The 21,924-nt window shown below is 43.2% G+C and carries 18 protein-coding genes, 1 tRNA gene and 1 pseudogene; 16 read left to right on the top strand and 4 right to left on the bottom strand.

The features are described from left to right. Nucleotides 1–37: 37 nt before the first annotated feature. From rfbA to B2739_RS05745, 11 genes and pseudogenes are all read left to right on the top strand, one after another. A complete protein-coding gene (gene rfbA, locus B2739_RS05790) occupies nucleotides 38–943 on the top strand; it encodes a glucose-1-phosphate thymidylyltransferase RfbA (RefSeq protein ID WP_331344917.1) in 906 nt (301 codons plus the stop codon). Further along, entirely contained in the window at nucleotides 943–1,491 is a 549-nt protein-coding gene (rfbC, locus tag B2739_RS05785; protein ID WP_331344916.1) for a dTDP-4-dehydrorhamnose 3,5-epimerase, read from the top strand. The genes rfbA and rfbC overlap by 1 nt, the downstream gene beginning before the upstream one ends. Next, on the top strand, nucleotides 1,488–2,384 hold the full coding sequence (gene rfbD / locus B2739_RS05780; protein WP_331344915.1) for a dTDP-4-dehydrorhamnose reductase: 897 nt from the start codon (nucleotides 1,488–1,490) through the stop codon (nucleotides 2,382–2,384). The genes rfbC and rfbD overlap by 4 nt, the downstream gene beginning before the upstream one ends. A 39-nt stretch (nucleotides 2,385–2,423) precedes the next feature. Then, complete coding sequence (gene rfbB, locus B2739_RS05775) at nucleotides 2,424–3,491, top strand: dTDP-glucose 4,6-dehydratase (RefSeq protein WP_331344914.1); 1,068 nt, start codon at nucleotides 2,424–2,426, stop codon at nucleotides 3,489–3,491. Between the two features lie 8 nt (nucleotides 3,492–3,499). Further along, nucleotides 3,500–4,291, top strand: coding sequence for an ABC transporter permease (locus tag B2739_RS05770; RefSeq protein WP_331344913.1), 792 nt, complete (start codon nucleotides 3,500–3,502; stop codon nucleotides 4,289–4,291). A 9-nt stretch (nucleotides 4,292–4,300) separates the two neighbouring features. Further along, entirely contained in the window at nucleotides 4,301–5,542 is a 1,242-nt protein-coding gene (locus tag B2739_RS05765; protein WP_331344912.1) for a polysaccharide ABC transporter ATP-binding protein, read from the top strand. A 10-nt stretch (nucleotides 5,543–5,552) separates the two neighbouring features. Beyond that, a pseudogene (locus B2739_RS17875) lies at nucleotides 5,553–5,765 on the top strand (elongation factor 1-alpha C-terminal domain-related protein); the annotation flags it as partial. 99 nt (nucleotides 5,766–5,864) lie between these two features. Then, a complete protein-coding gene (gene cysC, locus B2739_RS05760) occupies nucleotides 5,865–6,470 on the top strand; it encodes an adenylyl-sulfate kinase (protein ID WP_331345127.1) in 606 nt (201 codons plus the stop codon). Between the two features lie 24 nt (nucleotides 6,471–6,494). After that, entirely contained in the window at nucleotides 6,495–9,953 is a 3,459-nt protein-coding gene (locus B2739_RS05755) for a glycosyltransferase (protein ID WP_331344911.1), read from the top strand. Continuing rightward, a complete protein-coding gene (locus B2739_RS05750) occupies nucleotides 9,925–10,980 on the top strand; it encodes an acyltransferase (RefSeq protein WP_331344910.1) in 1,056 nt (351 codons plus the stop codon). The genes B2739_RS05755 and B2739_RS05750 overlap by 29 nt, the downstream gene beginning before the upstream one ends. Nucleotides 10,981–11,658: 678 nt before the next feature. Further along, the gene (locus tag B2739_RS05745; RefSeq protein ID WP_331344909.1) at nucleotides 11,659–12,474 is read left to right on the top strand and encodes a hypothetical protein; all 816 of its coding nucleotides are present in this window, start codon (nucleotides 11,659–11,661) and stop codon (nucleotides 12,472–12,474) included. A 17-nt stretch (nucleotides 12,475–12,491) separates the two neighbouring features. Here B2739_RS05745 and B2739_RS05740 read toward each other — a convergent pair. From B2739_RS05740 to tviB, 4 genes are all read right to left on the bottom strand, one after another. Beyond that, nucleotides 12,492–12,568, bottom strand: a tRNA-Arg gene (locus B2739_RS05740). A gap of 64 nt (nucleotides 12,569–12,632) precedes the next feature. Then, nucleotides 12,633–13,550 (bottom strand): XrtA system polysaccharide deacetylase, encoded by a 918-nt coding sequence (locus B2739_RS05735; protein ID WP_331344908.1) that lies wholly within the window; start codon nucleotides 13,548–13,550, stop codon nucleotides 12,633–12,635. Nucleotides 13,551–13,587: 37 nt separating this feature from the next. Then, nucleotides 13,588–14,598 (bottom strand): NAD-dependent epimerase, encoded by a 1,011-nt coding sequence (locus B2739_RS05730; RefSeq protein WP_331344907.1) that lies wholly within the window; start codon nucleotides 14,596–14,598, stop codon nucleotides 13,588–13,590. A gap of 1 nt (nucleotide 14,599) precedes the next feature. Further along, entirely contained in the window at nucleotides 14,600–15,874 is a 1,275-nt protein-coding gene (gene tviB, locus B2739_RS05725) for a Vi polysaccharide biosynthesis UDP-N-acetylglucosamine C-6 dehydrogenase TviB (protein WP_331344906.1), read from the bottom strand. Between the two features lie 212 nt (nucleotides 15,875–16,086). Here tviB and B2739_RS05720 point away from each other — a divergent pair, with 212 nt between their 5' ends. The 5 genes from B2739_RS05720 (at nucleotide 16,087) to B2739_RS05700 (ending at nucleotide 21,877) form a co-directional block, all read left to right on the top strand. Further along, on the top strand, nucleotides 16,087–17,499 hold the full coding sequence (locus B2739_RS05720) for a TIGR03013 family XrtA/PEP-CTERM system glycosyltransferase (RefSeq protein WP_331344905.1): 1,413 nt from the start codon (nucleotides 16,087–16,089) through the stop codon (nucleotides 17,497–17,499). 67 nt (nucleotides 17,500–17,566) lie between these two features. Then, on the top strand, nucleotides 17,567–18,184 hold the full coding sequence (locus B2739_RS05715) for an XrtA/PEP-CTERM system exopolysaccharide export protein (RefSeq protein WP_331344904.1): 618 nt from the start codon (nucleotides 17,567–17,569) through the stop codon (nucleotides 18,182–18,184). Between the two features lie 41 nt (nucleotides 18,185–18,225). Beyond that, on the top strand, nucleotides 18,226–19,746 hold the full coding sequence (locus B2739_RS05710) for an XrtA system polysaccharide chain length determinant (protein ID WP_331344903.1): 1,521 nt from the start codon (nucleotides 18,226–18,228) through the stop codon (nucleotides 19,744–19,746). Between the two features lie 25 nt (nucleotides 19,747–19,771). Then, on the top strand, nucleotides 19,772–20,557 hold the full coding sequence (locus B2739_RS05705; RefSeq protein ID WP_331344902.1) for a CpsD/CapB family tyrosine-protein kinase: 786 nt from the start codon (nucleotides 19,772–19,774) through the stop codon (nucleotides 20,555–20,557). A gap of 15 nt (nucleotides 20,558–20,572) precedes the next feature. After that, entirely contained in the window at nucleotides 20,573–21,877 is a 1,305-nt protein-coding gene (locus tag B2739_RS05700; RefSeq protein WP_331344901.1) for a hypothetical protein, read from the top strand. Nucleotides 21,878–21,924: the final 47 nt, after the last annotated feature.

Genomic DNA, 21,924 nt, shown 5'->3' with positions numbered 1-21,924 from the left:
AGTGTAACGACTAGGTAAAAAAACAGAAGGTCTACATATGGTGCAAAAACATATCGCAACTAGCAAACGCAAAGGCATAGTGCTCGCAGGTGGATCAGGTACACGGCTGTATCCCATCACCAAGGCGATCAGCAAGCAAATTGTCCCTATTTACGATAAGCCTATGATTTATTATCCGCTGACAACATTAATGTTAGCGGGTATTCGCGATATTTTAATTATTTCTACCCCGCGCGATTTACCAACTTACCGTGAGCTGTTAGGTAATGGTAATGAATGGGGGCTAACTATCACTTACGCCGAACAGCCATCGCCCGATGGCCTCGCGCAGGCATTTATTATTGGTGAGGAATTTATTGGCGATGATAATTGTGCATTAGTGTTGGGTGACAATATTTATTACGCGCACGATTTTTCCCAAGTGTTACAGCATGCGAATAACCGCCAAACTGGCGCTACCATTTTTGGTTATCACGTAGATGATGCGCGCGCATACGGTGTAGTGGAGTTTGCTGACGATGGCACTGTGTTATCAATTGAAGAAAAACCGCTGAAGCCAAAATCAAAATACGCAGTAACAGGATTATATTTTTACGATAACCGCGTCATTGAAATTGCAAAATCAATCAAGCCATCAGCGCGTGGCGAATTGGAAATTACGGATGTCAATAAAGCTTATTTATCAATGGGTGAGTTAACTGTTGAGTTATTAGGGCGCGGAGCAGCTTGGTTGGACACCGGAACTCACGATAACTTATTGGCAGCGAGTCAGTTTATTCAAACCATAGAAAAGCGTCAGGGATTAAAAGTTGCTTGCCCGGAAGAAATTGCATTTCGTATGGGTTATATCGATAAAGAACAGTTAATTAGTCTTGCCAAACCATTATTAAAAAGTGGCTACGGTGAGTACCTTATGAATATTCTCGAAGACCGGGTGTTTTAATGGAAGTCATTTCTACCGTAATTCCAGATCTGTTGTTGTTCAAACCCAAAGTGTTTGGTGATGAGCGCGGATTTTTTTTAGAAAGTTTTCGGGAAAGCTGGTTTAGCGAGCGAGGCATCAGTGCGAACTTTGTGCAGGACAATCACAGCTCATCAAGCAGGGGTGTGTTGCGCGGCTTGCATTATCAAATAAAAAATCCACAGGGGAAGTTGGTGCGTGTTACTGCTGGTGAAGTTTACGATGTCGCTGTTGATATGCGCAAAAGCTCGCCTACCTTTGGGAAATCAGTGGGTGTTTATTTATCTGCGGAAAATAAACATATTTTTTGGGTGCCGCCAGGATTTGCGCATGGATTTTTGGTGTTAAGCGAGCGTGCAGAATTTAATTACAAGTGTACCGAATACTATGCGCCACAACATGAGCGCTCATTGCTGTGGAATGATCCTGAACTAAATATTGATTGGCCTTTGGCGGGAATTGAACAGCCTGTCTTGTCTGCAAAAGACCAGCTTGCTCTTCCACTATCACAAGCTGAGGTTTTTCCGTGAGTAGTCAGCAATCCAGTATTAAAGTGCTGATAACGGGGGCAAATGGCCAGCTAGGTTATGCGTTGCAGCAAACGTTGCCTGCTTTATTAAAAGGGTTTGCTGTTGATGCACAGGCGTTGACTCGCCAAGAGTTAGATCTTGCCGATGTTGATAATATTTCAATAGTGTTGAGCCATTATAAGCCTGATATTGTGATCAATACTGCTGCCTACACTGCAGTGGATAAAGCGGAATCGGAACCTGAACTTGCCCAGTTAATTAATCATCGTGCAGTTGATGCAATTGCACGTTGGTGCGCTCAGCAACAAAAAACTTTGGTGCAAATATCAACGGATTTTGTTTTTAATGGAAAATCATCAACACCCTATTTGCCAGAAAATGAGTGTGATCCATTGGGTGTATACGGAAAGACAAAGCGGGCAGGTGAGTTGGCAGCGTTAGAGTCAAATCCTGACACCTATGTGGTTCGCACGGGTTGGGTTTACTGTGAGCAGGGAACTAATTTCGTCAAAACGATGTTGCGTCTGGGAGCTGAGCGAGAAACATTAAGTATTGTGAGTGATCAGGTAGGCACACCAACTTATGCTATTCATCTGGCACAAATGATTTGGTCATTACTGGATAAAAAACCTACGCAAAAAATATTTCACTTCTCTGATGCAGGAGTTGCTAGTTGGTATGATTTTGCGTGTGCAATTTTTTCCTTTGCAGAACAAAAAAAAATGCTGTCCAGATTGCCGCATGTGAAGCCTATCCGTACCTGTGATTATCCAACACCAGCAACACGTCCTTCCTATTCTGTATTAGACAAGTTCCAGACATGGACATTGTTAGATATTAGACCCGTGCATTGGCACAATGCGCTATGCGCAATGATGGATAAAATAAAATAACCATTTTGGTTTTTAAGCTTTATAGCAAAGAGTAATGCAATGAGAAATATTTTAATTACAGGTGGCGCCGGTTTTATAGGCAGTAACTTTTGTCATTATTGGAATCATAAATACCCTCAAGACAAACTGATTGTATTGGATTTGCTCACCTACGCCGGTCACCGTGAAAATATTCAAACATTGGAAAATGCACAATCTTTTATATTTCTACAAGGTGATATTGGCGATCAATTATTAATTGAATCATTGTTTGAATCACACCAGATCAATACCATTATCCATTTTGCAGCCGAATCCCATGTGGATCGCTCTATTCAAGGGCCGGATGCATTTATCCAAACCAATATAATGGGTACACATAATCTGCTCAAAGCTGCAAAAAAATTCTGGTTGGATACAGGTGTTTCCGAGCATCATTTTCATCATGTCTCTACCGACGAAGTTTACGGATCTCTTGAGGCTGATGCGCCAGCATTCACAGAAAATACCCCGTTTGCTCCCAATTCTCCTTATTCTGCATCCAAGGCTGCATCCGATCACTTGGTACGCGCCTATCACCATACTTACGGTTTAAAAGTTACCACCAGTAATTGCTCGAATAATTACGGCCCCTATCAGGATAATGAAAAACTAATTCCACTCGTGATCCACAATATTTTGCAGGGCAAAGCGCTGCCTATTTATGGCGACGGAAAAAATATCCGCGATTGGTTGTATGTAGAGGACCACTGTCGCGCGATTGATTTGATATTACATAAAGGCAAAATCGGCGAAGTCTATAACGTAGGCGGTGAAAATGAATGGCGCAATATTGATATCGTTAATTTGATTTGCGAAAAAGTAGATAAAGCCCTTTCAGAAAACTCCCAGCTTATCGCCATGTTCCCCGATGCGCCCTATGCCAAAGGTGGGCAAGCAAAAAGTTTGATTACCTTTGTGAAAGATCGCCCGGGGCATGATCGCCGTTATGCGATTGACCCAAGTAAGTGTCACGCCCAACTGGGTTATCACCCGGTGGAGAGTTTTGAAACAGGTATTGTCAAAACGATTAATTGGATGTTGCATAACCAAAAAAATCATTGTCAAAATAGTAACCCGGTTAAATGAGCTAACGAATGTTTACTCACGCATGGAAATATAAAACCCTGATTTGGCAATTGCTGCGTCGCGATGTGCACTCGCGCTATCGTGGCTCTGTGTTGGGGTTGTTGTGGTCTTTGGCAACGCCACTATTGATGTTGGCGATTTACACATTTGTGTTTCAATTTGTATTTAAATCCCGCTGGACAGATACCAGTGGAGAAACCACATTGAATTTTGCCATTATTTTATTTCTTGGTTTGAGTATTCACGCAATGCTGGCGGAAATTCTTACTAAGTCACCACAATTGATTACTGGTAATCCTAACTTCGTTAAGAAAATAGTATTCCCTCTCGAAACCCTTTCCTGGGTAACACTATTGGGTGCGTTATTTACGTTTTTGATTAGCTTTTGTCTGTTGTTGATATTTATTTTTATTGAATTGCACTCCATTCCGCTTACTGCATTGTTGTTGCCAATTATTTTATTACCTTATTTTTTATTATTGCTGGGTGTTTCCTGGGGGTTGTCAGCGCTGGGTGTGTATCTAAGGGATATCCAACAAATAACTGGCACACTTTCTACCTTGCTGTTGTTCTTAAGCCCCATCTTTTATTCGGTACAGATACTGCCTGAAAATTTACAATCATTGATTTTTTTAAACCCCCTGTCGTTTGTGGTTGAGTCGGCAAGAGCTGTTCTCATTTATGGAAATCCGCCAGATTTTGCAGGCTTGGCTATTTATACTGCAGTTGCGTTAATTGTTGCAGTGAGTGGCTACTTATTTTTTAGCAAAGTTCGTCCTGGCTTTGCAGACGTCCTATAGGTTTGGAAAATGATACGAGTCAGCAACTTATCCAAGACCTATTTAATCTGGCGTACTCCCTTTAGTCGGTTGTTCGTGCCGTTAGTTATCCGTTTGTTACGTTCTTTTTTTCCTCAATACTGTCATTCGCTTTTTAGTAGGGAATGTCAGTCAATCAGGGCCTTGGAGTCCGTTGATTTTTGTATCGAGGAAGGGAATAGTCTAGGCATTATTGGACTTAATGGCAGTGGCAAAAGTACGTTACTACAAATCATTGCGGGCACTTTGCAATCTACGAGTGGGAGTGTTGAAGTAAAAGGGCGTGTAGCTGCCTTGCTTGAATTAGGGAGTGGTTTTGATCCTGAGTTCAGTGGGCGCGAAAACATCTATATCAATGCATCCATTCTTGGATTAACCCGCGCAGAAATTGATGAGCGTTATGATGCGATAGTAGCGTTTGCAGACATTGGCGATTTTATTGATCGGCCGGTAAAAACCTACAGTTCTGGCATGATGGTGCGCTTGGCGTTTGCAGTACAGGTGCACGTTGATCCTGATGTACTGATAGTAGATGAAGCCTTGTCAGTGGGTGACGCACGTTTTCAAGCCAAAGCACTAAATAAAATCGAGGAAATTTTAAAGCGCGGAACCACACTACTATTTGTGGGCCATGATTTAAGTGCAGTACGTTCTTTTTGCAATCAGGCGATTTTGCTCGATAAGGGGCGGGTGATTAAAGCGGGATTGCCAGATGATGTTATCGCCGATTATCTTTTTTTAGTACAAAAAGATCGTATCGCTGAATTGAGTAATGGGCTTGATGTAGCTCGTAATGAAAAAGGTTTTGCAGTACATGGTTTTGATGTGGTGCAGGCAACATTCAGGGATATGGGGCAGCATGCAACGCTGGCATTTAATCAAAGTTTAATTCTTGATGTTGATATCGTAATGGCGATCGATGTTGCTTCGCCTGCGTTGATTGTCGACATTATTGATAATCGCGGTATGCAATTGACTGGCAAGCGAATTACTATTCCCCGGTTTAAGGGTGAAAAGCGCGTTTCTATTAATATGGTTTGTGGTTTTCAAAAGGGTATTTATCGTGTGCGCTTGCGTTTGGTTGATGCCCCGAGTATTGAACAAACACTCCTTATGAGTCGTTATGATGATTTATTATCAATCGAAATGATTGAAGATGTGCGCGATAGGTTCACAGGTTTATTTCCTATTCCAATGACTATTGATTGGTCAGCCGCTGATAGAGTTGATTAAGGAATAATGTATGACGCTCACTGCAAACCAGTATCAAGCAAAAATTGAATGGCGCGCTGCTCGCTCTTTAGTTGCAGGTCGCAGCTATGTTTTGAATTGCGATGATCAGAAAAATCCTGTCACTATCACAGCGATAAAATATCGGCTTCATCCTAAAAGCGGTGAGCATCTTTCGACAAAAAATTTAAATACTGGCGATGCAGGTGTTGTTATCATCAGTACAGTGAAAGAATTAAATCTTACTAATGACCCAGCGAGCACATTAGAAATTTATGATGCAGAGACACGCACGCTAGCCGCGTTAGTAGAAATTCAATTCGCCTTGCGCCGCTCAACTAATATTCGTTGGCAGCAATTAAGTATCGACAAGGCTGCTCGCGCACAACAGAAAAAACAAGTCCCCGTTTGTATATGGTTCACTGGGCTTTCGGGCTCCGGAAAATCTACTATTGCTAATCTGTTGGAAAAACGGCTGCATGATTTTGGCAAGCACACCTATTTGTTAGACGGCGATAACATACGCCACGGGTTGAACCGTGATTTGGGGTTTACCGAGGCGGACCGTGTCGAAAATATTCGTCGTATTGCAGAAGTCGCCAAGTTAATGGTAGATGCCGGTTTAATGGTTATCACCTCTTTTATTTCCCCTTTTAAAGCCGAGCGTCAAATGGCGCGCGAGCTTTTTTCTGCAGGTGAGTTTATTGAAGTTTTTATAGACACGCCTTTGGCTGAATGTGAAAAACGCGATGTAAAGGGTTTGTATGCAAAAGCCCGCCGTGGTGAATTGAAAAATTTCACTGGAATCGATAGTGCTTACGAGCGGCCTGAACATCCAGAGTTAATGTTTGATACCTGTTTATTATCTGCCGAAGAGTGTGTAGAAAAAATTATCCAGAATTTGCCTGCACTAGAGCTTGCAAATAAATAGTTAACGCTTTTGAAGAGACCGGTTGTGATTAAAACCAAAAAACTGATTGTTGTATTGGGCATGCATCGTAGCGGCACTAGCACGGTCGCTAATGCGTTAGCCTGCATGGGAGTTAATTTAGGTGATGATCTTTTGCCTGCGGGTAAAGACAATCCAAAAGGTTTTTTTGAAGATAAAGCGATCAATGATCTAAACATTGAAATGCTGGATGTGATTGGCCAGGACTGGTTTAGTTTATCCTTGGTAACAGATGCGCAAGTGGAGCACTTGGTTGCTGCTGGCTATTTGGAAAAAGCAGTGGAATTACTGCGGACTAAAATGACAGGGCATGAGTATTTTGGCTTTAAAGATCCTCGCGTATCGAAATTACTGAAATTCTGGAAAAAAGTATTTGCCCAGTTTGATTGTGAAACTCACTATGTGCTCTGCTTACGTCACCCATTAAGCGTAGCTAATTCAATTTTAAAGCGTAATAAAACGCCAATCAAAAAAGGCTATTTGTTGTGGTTAAGTTACAACCTGACAATAGTGACAGAATTGGTCAATATTCCATTAGTGGCAATTGATTATGACCAGCTAATGGAGGCGCCCGCAGATAAACTGGAAGTCCTTGCTCATGGGTTGGGGCTTGAGACTCAGCCAGAAATGGTGATCCAGTTTGCCCGTGAGTTTTTGGATGAAAACTTGCGGCATACTACCTTTACTGAAAACGATCTACAAAATGACCCGCAATGCACTGCAGAAGTCATCTTGGCTTATCCATTGGCAAAAGAACTAACCCGGCAAGATAATAGTGCTGCAATTGCAGAGTTTTCATCTCAATACATTCTTCATAAGAAAAAATTAGATGAAGAATTTTTACTGTTGGATCAAATAGAAAAAGCAGCGATAGAGTATGTATACACCAGCGAAAATATCTCCGGTTTAAAACAATTAGTAGAAGAAAGAACCCAGTGGGCAAAATCGTTAGAAAAAGATCTTGAGGATCGCACCTATTGGGGTAAAACACTTGAGCAATCGCTTAAGGAAATGACTCAACAGCATAAGGATGTGCAAGAAAATCTCGGTTCTGTATTGGCAGAATTATTGGACGTACAAGATGATTTGGCGCAGCGCAATCGCGAATACGATATCGAGCGGGAATCGAATCAACGCTTGCAGCAGTATCTCGCAGATGCAGAGCTACGCCACCAGCAAATCATAAATTCCAAATCCTGGAAGCTGACTTTACCGTTGCGTGTAATGGGGCGAATATTTCGCGGAGAAACCCAATTGTTAATGGCATCGATGAGGCCGGGGTTGCAACGTTTTGCGCGCGCTGTGCACAAACGTTTACCGCTTAGTCCACGTATAAAAAATGCGCTTGCAAGTGTTGTTTACCGCATTGCCGGACCAATGTTTGAAGGTGTGGTGCACTATGAAATGTGGCGCCGTAGCGGCCGGCCTGATGCCCCGCAACTGGCTATCCAGGGTGTGGTTGCTCGCGAAGAAATTAATACCGTACTTAATGCATTGGTAATGCCGCGTGCTGAACAGCCTTTGGTATCAGTCATTATTCCAAGTTACGGCAATTTGCCCGTGACCTTGACATGTCTTATGTCGATTGCACGCCATATACCTAAGGCATCAATTGAAGTAATCGTTGTTGAAGACCATTCGCCCGATCATGAAATCCATTGTTTACAGCAAGTGCAAGGTTTGCGCTATGAGGTTCACCCGGAGAATTTAGGGTTTTTGCGATCCTGTAATCGAGCAGTATCTTTTGCTAAAGGTAAATATATTTATTTACTGAATAACGATACTGAAGTGACAGAAAATTGGTTGGATTCGATGTTGGATGTTTTTCATTCCCATGCCGACTGTGGCATGGTGGGCTCCAAGTTGGTATACCCTGATGGTCGTTTGCAAGAGGCTGGCGGTATTTTATGGAAAGACGGATCTGCCTGGAATTTTGGTCGGCTGCAAAATCCACAACAACCCGAATTTAATTATTTGAAAGAAGCAGATTATTGTTCTGGTGCATCCCTGTTAATTGAAAAAGATTTTTTTATTGCGCTCGGTTTATTCGATGAGCGTTATGTTCCTGCTTATTACGAAGATACTGATTTGGCATTTAAGGTGCGTGCAGCGGGGAAAAAACTCTATTATCAGCCGGCGTCAGTGATTGTGCACTATGAAGGTGTTTCTAATGGAACGGATACAGGTTCAGGTATAAAAGCGTATCAAGTCGCTAACCAGAAAAAATTCTTTGAAAAATGGCAATCTGTTTTGGCTGGGCATTTTAATAATGCAGAAAGTGTGTTCACTGCTAAAGACCGTAGTTGGGCTAAGCCTTGTGTTGTGGTGATAGACCATTATGTTCCGCAACCAGATAGGGATGCGGGTTCGCGCTCGACAATGGCCATAATTGCTGGCCTGCAAGCAATGGGTGTGAATATAAAATTCTGGCCAGACAATTTATGGTACGACCCGGATTACACACCCGCGTTGCAACAGTTAGGAATAGAAGTTATTTATGGCGCTGAATATAGTGGCGGCTTTAAACAATGGTTAATGTCAACGGAGGGGGCAGTAACGCATGTGCTGATTAACCGTCCCCATGTTGCTGCAAACTATTTGTCCGATTTGCAATCCTTTCCCAATATTCGCAGCATTTTCTACGGACATGATTTACATTTTGAACGCTTGCAGCGCGAATATGACATCAATCAATCTGCGGCATTGAAAAAAGAAATAGACCATTTTTACGCACTCGAAACATCTGTGTGGAAGTCCATGGATGTCGTTCTTTATCCATCCCAAGAAGAAGCTGATACCGTTAAACAAATAGCACCCAGGGTGAACGCAGCAGCAGTGTGCCCCTATCTCTATACCGATTTGGATCGTTACGCAGCACGCTCTGTTGTACAAGGCAATAAGATTATTTTTGTTGCGGGTTTTGGCCATCCGCCCAATACCGATGCGGCGGTATGGTTTGTACAAGATATTTTCCCAAAAATAAAACAATCCTGCCCTGATGCAACTTTATATTTAATTGGTTCGCGCCCTACAGATCAGGTGTTGAAATTGCAATCGGCATCTATTCATGTAACTGGCTATGTGACTGACGAACAACTTGCTGAACACTATGCATCTGCACGCGTTGCTGTTGTCCCTTTGCGTTTTGGCGCAGGGGTAAAAAACAAAGTCGTAGAAGCTATGGCATACGGAGTGCCATTAATTACAACGGAGGTTGGCGCTCAGGGATTACTTGGCATAGACAGTATTATCCCTGTTACTAACGATACAACACTATTTGCTGATTATGTTCTTTCAGTGATGAATAGCGATGAGCAGTGGATCAAATTATCTTCAGCGGGTAACGCGTATGTGAGTCAGCATTTTTCATTGGATGCAATGAAGCAAACGTTAGCTGTACATTTTCAACAGGACAACAGCAATAGAGCGGACCTTTATGCAACTACAACAATTATTAAATCCTAAAAAAAACAATCTTGACCTGTTCAGACTGGTCGCTGCATTGTTGGTTATTTATGGGCATGCCCCAGCATTTATTCCCAATGCTGTGAGCACTGATGTGGTTGCCCGGCTGTTGGGCTTTGATTATTCGGGTTCTTTAGCTGTGAAGTTTTTTTTCATGCTGAGTGGTTTGCTGGTTACCATGAGTATTATGGCGCGACCTCAACCCGTTGAGTTTTTAATTAAGCGAATAGCGCGAATATTTCCTGGTTTATTGGTCTGTTTGAGCATTACAGTTTTCATTGTAGGCCCTTTATTTACACAGCTAAGTGTCATTGAGTATTTTGCTCAGTCAGCAACTTGGAATTACCTGCTGCATAACACTTTGTTGTATCAACTTGAATGGAACTTGCCTGGTGTATTTTCCTCAGGGAAAAACACAACTGTTAATGGTTCGCTTTGGACATTGCCATTAGAAATGGTTTGTTATTTATTTTTAGTGGCTTTCTATACATTAGGCATATGGCGCTACCGAATGTTTGCCAGTGTGTTTTTATTGTCCATTGTAATCGCGTCATTTTTTTTACCCCACTTTTTGCCTCCGGCATTTGCGAATCATCAAGAGGCAACCTTACTAGCTGGTTGTTTTGCATTAGGGGCGTTATTTGCTACTCATAAAGATACTATCGAGATTAACGGCCATACTTTACTGGCACTGATACTGCTTAGCGTTTTACTCTGGTCTTCACCTTTAAAAATATTGTTGTTTTACATTAGTTTCTTTTATGCATGTCTTTATCTAAGTGCGTTACCAATGATGGTGGAAAAACTGAAGCTGCCCGGTGATGCATCCTATGGTGTATACATTTACGGGTTTGTTATCCAGCAATCAGTTGCACATATATTTCCGCAGCAAGGCGTTGTGTTTAATCAGGTGGTCTCTGCATTTATTGCGCTTGGGTTTGGTTTCGTGTCCTGGTTTTGGGTAGAAAAACCAGCTATGTATGCAGTTAAAAAAATTCTACTTTCTCATGAATCAGTGGCTTCTTAAGGGACTTATGACGTGAACTATCATCAAAAACACTCTTTTCTTTTTAGCGGGAAAGGTGTGATTAATATATTGGCTTTGGTGATGATTGCTTGGACCATGCATTTTTTCGCGTTGTATTTTATTTTTCCGGGGCACTACAGCCCCTTGGCCTTTCATCATTCGGATTTTTATATTCCGGCATCATTTGCCTATGCAACGGAAGATGGTTACAGTTTTGCCGACTTGCTCAATTGGCCTCGCCCGTTATTTATGTGGGTATATAAATTTACTGGATATTTTGGACATCTAGGCAGTGTGGCTTGGGTGGTGGCGGTAGTGTTTTTAAATTGTGCATTGACTGCATTGCTTGCCAGGCGGTTACTCAGGCTGGATTTTGATCGTAGATTTTTACTCTTTTTTGCGCTCTATTGCTTCCTGTTATTTACGCAGCCGTATTTTTATACATTTTATTCTCAGGATATAGGCTCGCAGGTTTCTTATTTTCTGCTCTTGTCAGGTATGTATTGTTTTTTGCTTTTATCAGAGCGCCATGTGTATCTAGGGGCGGTTATTATCTTTGTGTTGAGCTGCTGTGCGTTTCTGGTCAAAGAGACCTACATCCTTGCATTCGGTTTTGTCGCATTTTGTTGGTTTGTTTTTTACATACGCAGCGATTGGAAAAAAGCAGTAGTTCCCGGCTTGGCTATTTTTATTGCAGGGATCATTTCAATTTTAATTAACCTGCGCTCCAAATCTGTTTTTGTAAATCCTGATGCACAAGCTGGTTCTAGCTATCACATGGATCTGAGTCCTTTAAGTATCATTAGGGAGTTGGCGCGTTATACCTACGAAGGTTTTACGCCTATTTTGCTGTTTGTTTTTGCGCTCATTATTTTTCAAGTCCACAAAGCCTATAAGGATCGTTGGATAACTTTAAGTGCCTTTTTGTGTTTGGCATTTGCGTGTTTGTCTTGGCTACCGAATGCATTATTGCCCAATCATCACTATGAGGGTTATTCATTCAATGGTCTTTATGTGAGCTTTTTGTTGTTATTTTTTGTGGCAAAAATGGTGCAGGACAAAATCGATTTTAAACGAGCATTAACTGCGGTTATTGTCTTGGTGTTATTGAGTCCGCTGTCAAGCATTCATCGGTATGAGGGAGCACGTAATACCTGGGTGTTGGCGATGGAACAAGTGCAAACAAATATGTTAGCGGGATTTAATCGCGCAACTGCGCAACTCATCGATAGACCAGAGCCGATTCGTGTGTTGGTGAGTGGTATAACTTCGCCATTTCATCCATTTGCATTTCCCCAGTCTATTCGCTCTTTCAAAGGTGGAGAAAATGCAATTTATTATTTCATCCCCCCAAAAGATTTTCAGGCTAATCTCGGTACGAGTATTGATCTGGTACATTTTATTGCAGAAGCAGATAAGGAAAATTACACCTACGATCAGGAGTGGAAATTTGATGATCAAGGCAACTTGGTGGAGCTTAAAAATCTGAAATAGGGGACGAGTAAAAAGAGTGGCGCACCTGACTGGATTCGAACCAGCGACCAACGGCTTCGGAAACCGCTACTCTATCCAACTGAGCTACAGGTGCGTGTGTGGTGATAGATGTTCACCAAGGGCGGCGATTTTACTGCCCTTAATAGATTGCGTCCAGTTTACTGCTTGTGATTTAAATCGATTGCCAGATCGTTAATGCCCAGTTGTTTATGAATCTGTGCAGAACCGATACTTTCGCTCATAGTGCCAAATTGAAAATCACCCAGCATACGTTCCAGTCGTGGCAAGCAGCGTTTTAGGTTGGTGTAGTGACGGAAGTTGCTGAACCAGCTGGCATTGGGTACTCGCGGTTGGTCCGGGTCAATTTCCCAAGGATGCAAATAAAAAATCTGCGGCTTTGTTTGGTTAAGGCTTGCTCGCTCAAATAACCATTTGGAAAGCAAATAGGGATATTGACGGAAATAGCCTCCACCGGCAGCAGGAACGGCCTGGCCTAAAACCTTGGCGGTTGTCAGTGGAAATTCCATCAGGGTAGCGCCACTGGTGGTGACGATGCGGTAAGGTTCTTCGGGGCTGCCCGGAATGCCGTAATTGTCATGTCTTGTCGGGAAGATGCTTGAATCCCATGTAAACCCCAAATCGGCCAGAATATCCAGCGCCCAAAGTGATTTGCGGGTGATTGAATAGCTGGCGGCGCGGTACCCTGTGATAGGCGTCTGCGCCAGATCTTCCAGTATCTGTTTTGATTTCGCGGTCTCTGCGCGGAACACATCCGGGCTTTGTTTATAGATCAGCTGATGACTGTAGCCGTGAGAAGCAATCTCGTGACCCTGCGCGTGAATTGTTTTCACCAACTCAGGATAGTGTTCGGCAACCCAGCCCAAAATAAAAAAGGTAATTTTGATATTGGCATCGTCAAACAATTGCAGCAGGCGATGGGTATTGGCCTCAACACGTGACGGCCAGTTTTGCCACTCATCCGGCTTGATGACGTTAGCAAAAGCGGCGACGTGATAATAATCTTCCACATCGACGGTCATGGCGTGCGTGATGCTGTTCTTTTGCTGGGTTTGCATAATAAATAGGCGACCTATAAGGCTTGGAGGATAAGCGTCAGGTGATTTTGTAATAGTGACGATACCATTCGATAAAGCGTGCGACACCATCCTCGATACTGGTTTGAGGTTTGTAACCTACGGATTGGATTAGTAGATCGACATTGGCATAGGTATCAGGCACATCGCCTGGTTGCATGGGCAATAAATTTTTGATCGCTGTTTTCCCCAGCCCTTGCTCCATGAGTTCAATAAATTTCAGCAGTTCAACGGGGTTATTTGAACCGATATTGTAGATCCGATAGGGGGCGGCGGAACTGGCTGGGTCGGGGTTTGCGCTATCCCAGTTGTGATTTGGCTGGGGTGGGTTATCAAGTGTATGAATAATGCCGGCTACAATGTCATCGATATAAGTAAAATCGCGACGATGTTTGCCGTAATTAAACACCTCAATAGGCTCGCCGCGTGCAATCTTGTTTGCAAACAAAATTGGAGCCATATCAGGGCGGCCCCATGGACCATACACGGTGAAAAAGCGTAAGCCAGTGGTTGGCACCTTGAACAGATGGCTGTAGGTATGCGCCATCAATTCATTGGATTTTTTTGTTGCAGCATAAAGGCTAACTGGATGATTGACACTGTGGCTTTCCGCAAACGGCATTTGGGTGTTGGCACCGTAAACGGAGCTGCTAGAGGCATACACAAGATGTTCTGTGCCGAAATGCCGGCAAGCTTCCAGAATATTCAAAAATCCGGTGATATTGGAGTCGATGTACGCTTGCGGGTTGCTCAGTGAATAGCGCACACCTGCTTGCGCTGCCAAGTTGACTACCCGTTGCGGTTGATGCGTTTTGAATAATTGATCAATTGCAAACTTGTCTTCCAGTGAGATACGCAAATCCATAAAGCCAGGCTGCGATGCCAGTAGTTCCAGGCGGGACTGTTTTAGCCGCACATCATAATAATCGTTGAGGTTATCTACACCGATAACCTCATCGCCGCGCGCCAATAATTGTTGGGCAAGCGCGGCACCAATAAATCCTGCTGTACCGGTAACCAGAATTTTCATATTACAGTCGCGCGTCTACAGCATGTTTAGGAAGGATGTGTTTTACATCGAACAAAACGTGGTTCGGGGCCCCCAAGGCGCGAATGCCTTCTGCGCCCATCTCGCGAAACACATCATGGGCTACACAGATGATGATTGCCTGATAGCTGCCGGGTACGGGTTTATCGATAAGATCCAGTCCATATTCGTGCTTCGCTTCAGCGGCATCAGCCCAGGGATCATAAATCTGTACGTTGGTGTTATAAGTGCGCATCTCTTCAATAATATCGATCACACCGGTGTTGCGCAGATCGGGGCAGTTTTCTTTGAATGTCAGGCCCATAATCAATACGTTGGAATCTACAACATGGGCTTTGCGTTTGGTCATCATCTTGACGACGGAGTCTGCCACAAAAGCGCCCATTCGGTTGTTGATGCGGCGGCCTGAAAGTATGACTTCAGGATAGTAGCCTACCTGTTGTGCTTTGTGTGTCAGATAATAAGGATCAACACTAATGCAGTGACCGCCAACCAGGCCGGGGCGGAACGGCAAAAAATTCCATTTGGTGCCTGCTGCTTCAAGCACTTCCAAAGTGTCTATTCCAAGACGATTAAAAATCAACGCAAGCTCATTCACCAATGCGATATTGAGATCGCGTTGGGTGTTTTCGATCACTTTGGCGGCTTCAGCAACTTTGATGCTACTAGCCTTGTGGGTTCCAACTGTGACTACTTTGCGGTAGAGCGAATCCACATAATCCGCCGTTTCAGGTGTTGAGCCGGAAGTAATTTTGACAATGTTGTGGATGCGTCTTTGCTTGTCGCCGGGATTGATGCGCTCAGGGCTGTACCCGGCGAAGAAATCTTGATTGAACACAAAACCGGATGTTTGTTCGATAATCGGGATGCAAATTTCTTCTGTGCAGCCCGGGTAAACTGTCGATTCAAAAACAACAATAGCGTTTTTCTTGATTACTCTGCCGAGCAGGGCGGACGCTTTTTCGAGTGGAGTAAGGTCAGGCTGATAGCTGTTGTTGATAGGGGTGGGTACGGTAACAATGTAAACATCGGCACCTGCGATGTCGGCTTCTGTGGTGGTAAATTCCAGTTGATCTGCTGCCTGAAGCTCTTCGGTGGTTAGTTCCAGGGTGTGATCGGTTCCTTTCCTCAGCTCATCAACTCTTACCTGATTGATGTCAAAACCGATGGTGGCAATTTTTTTGCCGAATTCAACGGCGAGAGGCAGGCCAACGTAGCCTAAGCCTATAACACAGAGCTTGGGATTGCTTGCAAACATGATTATTCCTTAGCGGGACGGGATCCACAATTGGGTCACTAAAATAGCATATTCGCTTCAATTTTAAATGATAGTGGGCAGTTGAAATGCGAATTAGCTATGTTGACGTAGCGGGGAAAGTTCCTGCGGGAATAAATCGAAATATTGTCATAAATCTTGATATAATCCGCCGCTGTAAACATTTCTGTCATATTAACTTGAAGGAATCGGGTTTGTCCTATATTCGTCTGAATAAACACTATATCCATATCCCGTATCTCTGCCTTGGCGTGGTGGATGCGCTTATCGTTGCCGGCGTTGCTTGGGGAATCCAATATTTTGGTTTCTATGCTAATACCGGCGAATTTCCTGTTGCATCTTCTTTCTCATGGTTGCCAATTATCACACTCTCTTTGGTGTTGAGCTGCTGTACGCTATCTATGGGGGTATACACTGCATTGGTTCGCGAAGGTTTTTCCAGTATGGTCTTGCGAACAATGGTGAGCTTTTTCCTGCTGGGCAGCCTTTCTCTGTATCTGATTAATTTGTTATTTGATGGCTCCTTTATCAATCAGTCTCTGATTTTCTGGAGCATCTTGTTATCCACCATAATGGTGTGTGTATCCCGTTGGGTTTTTGTCAAAATTGTTGATGTCGACCAGTTGAAGCGGCGGGTTGTGATTTACGGTGCGGGCACAAAAGCCAATAAGTTGCTCATCGATTTGGCGCCTGATGTAAATGTACTGGGTGTAAAAATTGTAGGCTGTATCCCAAGTGCAGACGAGCCTGTTAAAGTTGATGCTGCTTTGGTCATCAATGAACCATCTGACTGGCTGTTATTTGCCAAGCAGTTCCAGATTTCCGAAATTGTGATTTCCCCCGATGAGCGCCGCCGCACAAATGGCGACGCATTTCCATTAAGCCAATTTTTAGATTGTAAGCTTGCAGGCATTCCATCCAGTGATGCCTTGAGTTTCTGTGAGCGCGAGTTGGGTAAAATCGATATATCACTATTGCAGCCAGGTTGGATGTTATTTTCCGACGGTTTTAAATACTCAAAGCGGCGCATGTTGGCAAAAAGATTATTCGATTTGGCTTTGGCTTCAGTATTTTTAGTGTTGCTTTGGCCGTTCATGTTGCTTACTGCATTAGCGGTGAAACTGGAGAGCCCGGGCGCAGTCTTATATCACCAAATACGTGTCGGTCTAAATGGACGTACATTCCGCATTTATAAGTTTCGCAGCATGAGGCAAGACGCAGAAAAAAATGGTGCGGTATGGGCAAAGAAAAATGACTCGCGTGTGACACGCGTTGGTGCATTTATCAGGAATACGCGCTTGGACGAGCTGCCTCAACTTTACAATGTGTTTGCCGGTCACATGAGTTTTATCGGTCCTCGCCCCGAAAGGCCTGAGTTTGTTACTGAGCTTGCAAAACAAATTCCTTTTTATGAAATGCGCCACAAAGTAAAGCCTGGGCTAATGGGTTGGGCCCAATTGAAATATCCCTATGGCGCTTCAGTAGAGGATGCAAAAAATAAACTGCAATATGATCTCTATTACACCAAGAATCATAGTTTTTTTATGGATATGCTCATCATGATTCAAACAGTAGAAATTATTTTGTTAGGCAAGGGCGTTCACTAGGGCGTGTAGCTTTTATAACCGGATACATGTATCAGTTAGCTGTCACAATTAATGAGGGATGTTCTAAATGAGAAACAAATATTTTGTGATTTCAGTGTTTTTGTTGTTCTCCGTTCTTGTCGGCTGCAGCAGCAATAGAGCGGTGCAATTACCTGCTGCTGCAGATGCAGCGGTGTTAGCAGAATACAAAATAGGTGTTGGCGATGCATTGTCTATTAACGTGTGGCGCAATCCTGAATTATCTCTCAGTGTGCCGGTTAGACCTGATGGGAAAATTTCCATGCCGTTGATTGGTGACGTTTTGGCTGCCGATTTAACGACAGAACAATTGTCAAAAAATATTACAGAAAGTCTTACAACATTCATCAGAAGTCCACAGGTCACAGTAATTGTTGCAAATCCTAGTAGTTCTGATTTTCAGCGTCGGGTCAGAATTACCGGTGCTGTTGCCAATCCGCAATCTATTCCTTATCGGGAGGGTATGACTGTCCTCGATTTGGTGTTATTAGCAGGTGGTACGAATCAATTCGCTTCAGCAAACAAAGCGAAGCTTTATCGCAAAGTGGGTGGTGAATTAAAGGTATATCCAATCAAGCTTGATGACTTGATCAATGAAGGCGATGTCGCAACAAATTATGCATTGCAGCCTTCAGATATAGTTACTGTGCCAGAAAGAAATTTTTAACAAAGCAGGCTAAATTCCCGAAACACCAATTGAGATAGTTCATGGATAAAGCATATCTAAGAGATTTATTGGCTGCACTGCGCGCAGAACTAATTCGCTTTCGGTTTTGGTGTGCGCTGTTATTTTTAGGTGCGGCCTATCTATTTCTATTCCTCGGCCTCATATGGCCCAAGAACTACACTACTAAAGTAGTGTTGTTTGCGGATGTTACTAATATTATTGAGCCCTTGCTTAAAGGGCGCGCAGAAATAACCAAAATTGATCGGTCTGCGCAGGCCAGCGAAGTGATTTATACACGCCGAATAATGCTGGAAACTGCTAGGCAGGCTGGCCTATTGCAAAATAATGCAACCGAAGAGCAGCAAGATGCAATCGTTGCCCAGTTGCGAGCTGGAGTGGTAGTTGCTCGTGAGCGTAATGAAAATTATGTTCAACTTAGCTATACAACAACAAATCCTGATCGTTCTTTTGAAATATTGAATGCGGTTGTAAACGTATTTATTGAGGATACTGCAAAGCGCAAGCGCGACGAAAGCGTGGGTGCGTATAACTTTATCGACGCACAAGTTCAAACTTACAAAAAGCAACTTGAATCAGCAGAAGAAAAATTAAAAGAATTTAAATCCAAAAACACAGATGGTAGTGAAGATGCGGTGAGTGCGCGCATAGCATCGTTGCGCCAAGAGATTGAAGGCTTAAAAATCACTATAGAAGAAACCCAATCGCGAATAGCCACAATTGAGCAACAATTGAATACTGAAGGGCAGTATTTGCAGACCAAAGGTCAGATAGATGAATTAAAGCAGCGCCGACAAACGTTGAGCTCGCAATTGGAGCAGATGCTGCTGAGTTATCAGGAAAACTATCCAGATGTGGTTTCGATGCGTGCCCAGATCAGCGAGTTGGATAGTGCGATTGACAAAATACAGCAATCGGGCGGAGAGGTTTATGGCAGTACCGACAAGGTACAAAATCCTCTTTATGAAGAGTTGCGTAAACAGCTTGCTGATGCTGATGTAAGTTTACGGTCTCAAAAAAGAAGAATGCAGTCATTACTTTCGCTGCAAGAAGATGAATATGCCAGGCAGCAACGTATTGCTGCCAATCAGGCGACGCTCTCGGATCTGACTCGTGATTATGATGTTACGAAAAAAGTTTATGAAGAGATGTTGCAGCGTAAAGAAACTGCTCGTATTTCGATGACGCTCGATATTGAAGGGCAGGGGGTGTCTTATCGAATTCAGGAGCCTGCGGCCTTTCCATTAAAGCCATCAGGGTTACATTTTATTCATTTTGCATTAGTGGGCCCCTTTATTGGGTTGTTGCTACCGTTGGGTTTACTAATTCTGTTTATACTCGTTGACCCTCATGTGCGTTCAGCAAGAGCCTTACAAAAACAATTACCACCTGACCTAGAAGTAATAGGTGTCGTACCTCACTACAAATCACCCATTGGTGAGCGGCTGCTTAAAAAGGATGTTCTATTGATATTCTCGGTGGCGGCAGTTGGAATGATTTGTTATCTAGCAATTGTCATCTATTGGCTAGTCGCCAAAGGTTGAACCTATTGATTGTCAGGATGGAACAATGGACACGCGAAAAGAAAAAAATTTAACTCAACTGATGGATGATGTTGATGCGCTTGTTGAGGCAAGCGACCACTTGGTAAAAAGTGCAGTAATGGAACATCGCAAACGCGAAAAAATTAAAAATATGGAAATGCCACAATTATGGACTCAGGATGAGCTCTATGAAAAAAAGATCGTGTTTACTGGTATGCGCCAGCGAGATGTTCTGAATGCATTTCGTGAAGTACGTATTAAGTTATTGAGTCGGCATCATTCGGATAACATGGTGGTGTTGGTTTCATCTGTTGCGATGGGGGTGCCCTCTAGTTATTTTAGCTTTAATCTGGCTGCTACATTCGCACTGGATCAACATAAGACCGCTTTATTCGTTGATTGCAATCCTTATAATTCTGATGTCGATAAGTACGTCACGTGCGATATAACTGCAGGGTTGTCGAGCTATTTAACAGATTACACAGTTCCTTTGAAAAATATTATTTACCCTAGTGGTGTTGAGCGTTTGCGTGTGATCCCTTCTGGCGGAGCAAGTGAATCAGCAGCTGAATTCTTTAACTCAAAACGAATGGAAGTTTTGGTTGCAGAAATAAAATCGCGCTATCCCGATAGATTCATTGTGCTTGATGCTCCTTCAATCCAGCAATCAACTGAAGCAAGGATTTTGGCGAAGTATTGCGATCATGCCTTATTGGTTGTGCCGTTTGGGAAAGTGGTTGCCGATGAAGTCTTGTCAGCAGTAGATGCGGTGGGCAAAGAAAAATTTGCTGGTCTTGTTTTCAATCATTGATGAGTGAGGCGGGTCATGCGTAGCAAAAAAATACACATTAAAAGCAGCTATCCACTGGCAATCCTTTCTTTATGTTGTGCTACTGCACAAGCGAATGACATCAAAGGTTCGCTCTCAGCGACAAGCCTGTTTTCAGATAACACGTTAAAAACCCGGGAAAACCCCATAGAAGAGCGTCAGGATTTTTATAAGGTGGGAATTTCCGCTGACTACGCTAATTGGCTGGTTGATGCAGAGGCAAAATATGAATGGGTTTCGCGGCAATATGCTGAGCAATCGCAACCTGATGACCGTTATGCGGAAGGTAATTCCAGTGTTATTTTTGGCAAGGAAGAAGATCCATTAGCATTGGAGCTTAATCATTCCCGTAGAATTTTGTTGATAACACCCGATGCAGTTGCTCTTGCCCAAAATGAACAGGAGCGAGAGGTTATATCTGTGCTGCCGGAAATAAGAGCCAGAGTTTTTGCAGCAGATAGGCTTTTTCTCTCCGGCGAATTCATGCAGGTAAGCTTTCCCGATAATGAGTTGCAAGATTCTCAGCGAGATGGCGCCGCATTTGGTTGGCTGCATCCTTTGTCAGCAGTTAGTCTTTTGCGTCTAAATGCCAGACAGCAAAAAATCAGTTTTGAACATTTTCCTGCCGCAGATTATGCGTTTTCAAGCGCAATGCTTGCTTATGGTGTTGAGTTGCGCAAATTAAAATACGGTTTGGAGCTGGGATATAACCAGAGCAAACCAGAAGAAGGAGATAAAGAAGGAGCTCCTTCATATTTGTTGTCTATCAGTTACCTTGGCGGTTTCAATCAGTTCGATTTGAGTGCAAGCCGAGTGTTAACCGACACGTCCCTTGGCAATGGTAATCTGGAAGGCGTTTCTGGTGTGCCAAGTAGTGACGGTTTAACCCAGGCAGTGAATAAAATAGATCGATCCAGTGCAAGTTTGAACTGGCAAACACAAATTATCTGTACGCGTTGTCAATTCTCCATTGGGCTTTCGGGTGTTGAAGATGACTATCTTGAAAAAGATGAAACATCAGTGAGTGTTTATGCCCGAGGACGCTTCACGTACACATTTTCCTCTGCTTCAAATCTATCATTAAGCGTTGTTAAGTCTGATGTCGACTTCGACAGTCAATCCGCTATCCGTGATCATGAGCTTAATACTGTTTCGGTGGAATATATGTATTCCTTTGATAATGGGCTTAATGCGCGTTTGGGCGCGAGAAAAGAAGAAAGAAAATCAAAAGAGGAAAGCGAAAATGCATACGGAACTTACACAGAAAATATTTACAGTATCGGCTTAGGATATAACTTTTAAGATTGGGTTGATAATTTAAAAAAGAGTGTGGATAGGAATAATACCGA

Source organism: Cellvibrio sp. UBA7661 (assembly GCA_002483365.1).
GTDB lineage: Bacteria > Pseudomonadota > Gammaproteobacteria > Pseudomonadales > Cellvibrionaceae > Cellvibrio.
This window is presented reverse-complemented; position numbering and strand designations above follow the sequence as displayed.